Here is a 3,115-nt window from a genome sequence, read left to right on the forward strand (position 1 = left end):
AACAGAGACATGGTGAATTATTCCTTTTTTTTGGTGAGTTATTCCTTTTAATTGAACCTCCTTGTTAAAATCATTGTTTAATTCGTCGACAGATAAGACATTGTCTTTACTACAAGACGTAATAAGAAACATTAACATTCCTGATAATAATAGTAATTTTTTCATAATAAAATGTTTTAAAGTTAGTAATAAAGTTAAAAGATAGAGTATTATATTTGATTTAGCTAATTAAAAGAGGAGTTAATTTACTGAAAAACAAAAGATTAAATGGTCTTTATTACGTTTTAAAAAATAAATTCTTAACTTGAATTTAATAGAATAAATAACCAAAACTATTTAAGAGTTAAAACAATATAGCTCTTTTTTTAATGTCTAAGATTTGCATTATATAGGGGTTAGCTGAGGAACACTTTGATTAATACCTCATTGCCCACCAAAGTAAATCCTACTAGAAATAGTAGGATTTTTTTATGCTTGATGTTTTAACAAACTACTGATTAGACTACACTTCTTTTTTTGATGAAGTTAATAATTTCCAAATCATCAACAATAAGGTACACAGTTGGGTGTACCATTTTAAAATTTAATCAAAAATGAAAACAATAAAAATTAGAACATTATTTCTTTTACAGAAATGTAGAAGGTTTTTTTACGAGTATTCTTCATAACCTAGCAATATATAAAGCTTACAGAAATGCAAGCTTTTTTATGAGTTTGAATAAAAAATTAGAGGAGTGATTTATATCACATTTTAATTATGCTACTTAAGTTACCTTTGTAAGGTAGATTTAATTATCTACATCTTTTTCATAGCAATTTTCCCTCTGAGCACCCAGCTTTAGAGGGTTTTTTATAACCCCATATTGTGCACTAAAGTAAACTTCTCCTAGAAATAGTTGTTATTTTTGTAAAATAAAAATTAGTCCAAATTGCAAATAGGTAGTTTATCAACATCTACATTTGATTTAATTAAAACACTTTCTGTAGTTTCTAATAGAATACCGTTTTCATCATAAATACAAAAAGTAAGGTTAAGTGTTTCAACTGTTTTTTTGAATGTAAATGCTACTGTATTTAATTCCCAATCAGGTGGTAAAATTAGAAATCGCAACGTATTTACCGTATTTTCAATAATGTCTATTTCGCCCCAAGATTGATTTATATAATAGTTATAAAAGCAATCTTTTTTTGTGGGTAAAAACTTGTTGAAAACTTCTAAAATTGTATTTGAATTATTTAAAAACCTAATATAGGTTATTTCATCTTTGAAAGAGGTGTTGTCGATCCAAACAGTGCCGTTATAGCATTCTAAAAAAGTATAACTAGAAATAGTGGCGATATCTTTAGAACAAAAATTTATGAAGGAAAAAAGAAGACATAATAAAAGAAATTTTCGTATTGAATTATTATTTCCCATAACCAATTATTTTGATTATAATAATGGTGAAAAAGTAATAATATAAATATATGAATACAATGATATGGAACAGCACAACTAATGATTCTAATCATTTAACCAAAATGATTTTTGCTATTTTTTTATAAAAAGAAAAAAAGTTTTAATTCAAAACACTAATATTTTAACAAAAAAACGGATGCACTACGTAGTACTACGTATTTGTTTTATAAAATAAAATTCTATATTGCTACCTTAAAAATTATTAACTAAAACAACTATTATGAAAAAATTTAAAATACTTGCTTTTATGGCAATAACATTGCTATTTATTGTAAGTTGTGAACAAGAAACTAATGAAATAATTGAGGTAAACGCATTAGAAGAGATTCAGGATTCAGAGGCATTAACTATGGGTGATGAAATGGCAAACCTAGAAATGTTCAAAACAGATAGAGTTCTTAATAAAAACTTGCAAGGTAGAGAAGATACTGGTATAGAATATTTTTCACGTAAAACATTATTTACTGAAAATACTTGTGGAGATTTAAGCCAGTTTGAAAATTTTAATAATTTTGAGAGCCCTAGAGGATATAACAACACATCTCATTGGGGTGTATTTAATGAGTTTACAAACGACTATAATATTGGATATGAGCCAGGTGATTTAATTCCAAATGTTGATTTTGAGTCTTTTTCTACAGTAGGTCCATTTAATAATCATTTGAATTTTGCAACTAAAGATTATTTAGCTCAAATGGGACATAATTCAGATGTAATAATATCTTGGGGTTATGGTAAACCTGAAATGCATATTAGATTTCGCGCCACAGATGTTTTAAACGTAAGTATGAAATTGTATGTATTAAATTACCCATATGTTATTATTGAGACTTATGGAACTTCAGGCTTGCTAAGTTCAACAGAAATTGATGCCGTTGGTGGACAGTTTTTAGGAATAAAATCTGAAGAACCTATTACTCAAATTGTTTTAAAAGTTCATGAAGAATACAATGGATGGCAAAATGTTGCTTTAGATAATTTCTTTTATGCCACTTGCGACTCTGATGATGATGGAATAAGTGATTTAAACGACAACTGCCCTGATGGTTACAACCCAAATCAAGAAGACTGGGATTACGATCAAATGGGAGATGCCTGTGATGAAGATGATGACAATGATGGAATAGTAGATGAAAAAGACAGACATCCGCGTTCAAATAGATATAAATATTTAGACTTAAATTGCAAATTAGGTGTGAAGAATCAACAAATAAAACGAGGAACGTTTATGAACGATGAAATACAAGACGTAATCAATTTGGTAAATTCAATGGAAGATGTTTCAGACCAACGCAGAACAAATAGATTTAGAAGTAAAATGTATTTTATTGTAAATAATTGGAAATTTAAATACAGACTAATTGATAATAGAGAAAAGAGAGAAATATTAAATTGTGTTAACCAAATGAGTTATCCTTTTAATCAACCAAATTAATATTTCATGAAATAATAAAAAACTAAAACGCCTCCAATTTGGGGGTGTTTTAGTTTAATAAAATGTTTGAATCTCTCATTTTCTTTCAAAGTAAAAGCATTCATTTTTATAAGTTTTTTAATGGATTAAACAGTCGTTTTTAAAATAAATCAAAAAAGAAAATTAACCTATTTTAAAAAGAATATGGCAAAAAAAAAGTTTTATTTTAAATTTATTTAAAA

2 protein-coding genes are annotated in these 3,115 nt (G+C 26.8%); one reads left to right on the forward strand and one right to left on the reverse strand.

The features are described 5' to 3' along the window. Positions 1-919: 919 nt before the first annotated feature. Complete coding sequence (locus tag AB1Z17_RS03370) at positions 920-1,417, reverse strand: hypothetical protein (protein WP_368050381.1); 498 nt, start codon at positions 1,415-1,417, stop codon at positions 920-922. Between the two features lie 262 nt (positions 1,418-1,679). Here AB1Z17_RS03370 and AB1Z17_RS03375 point away from each other — a divergent pair, with 262 nt between their 5' ends. Continuing rightward, complete coding sequence (locus AB1Z17_RS03375) at positions 1,680-2,894, forward strand: thrombospondin type 3 repeat-containing protein (protein WP_368050382.1); 1,215 nt, start codon at positions 1,680-1,682, stop codon at positions 2,892-2,894. Positions 2,895-3,115 lie beyond the last annotated feature (221 nt).

It is taken from the genome of Lutibacter sp. (assembly GCF_040883305.1).
Classification (GTDB): Bacteria; Bacteroidota; Bacteroidia; order Flavobacteriales; family Flavobacteriaceae; genus Lutibacter.

Excerpts from the sequence above, each read along its gene's own strand:
- AB1Z17_RS03370 (WP_368050381.1), bottom strand. The coding sequence starts at position 1,417 with ATGGGAAATAATAATTCAATACGAAAATTTCTTTTATTATGTCTTCTT.
- AB1Z17_RS03375 (WP_368050382.1), top strand. The coding sequence starts at position 1,680 with ATGAAAAAATTTAAAATACTTGCTTTTATGGCAATAACATTGCTATTT.